Below are 380 nucleotides of genomic sequence, written 5' to 3' on the forward strand. Positions count from 1 at the left end.
TTCAATTTTATTTTGATGTTTCAGTGACTGATATATTTGTCACTATGTGTGTAGGTGGTACATTACACTTAATACCAAATGATTCCTTTGTTTTTCCAGGAAAAATAATGAAATATTTAGTTGCCAATAAAATAACAACAATTTTTTGGGTACCTTCAGTGCTGATTTATTTTGCTAATGAAAAATCATTGAATAAAATTCAAAATTTAAGTCTGAATAAAATTTTATTTGCTGGCGAAATCATGCCAAATAAACAACTCAACATTTGGCGTAAATACCTTCCTAATACTTTATTTGCTAATCTTTACGGACCTACTGAAGTTACCGTGATCGCTTCTTTTTACATAGTTGATAGGCAATTTAGCGATGATGAGCTTTTG

At 29.7% G+C, this 380-nt stretch carries 1 protein-coding gene; it reads left to right on the forward strand.

Features of this window, described 5'->3' with window-relative positions:
- The coding region (locus E2O22_RS07850) for an AMP-binding protein (protein WP_165955288.1) at positions 1–380 on the forward strand (380 nt) is incomplete at both ends.

This window comes from Campylobacter lari, assembly GCF_004357905.1.
GTDB lineage: Bacteria > Campylobacterota > Campylobacteria > Campylobacterales > Campylobacteraceae > Campylobacter_D > Campylobacter_D lari_D.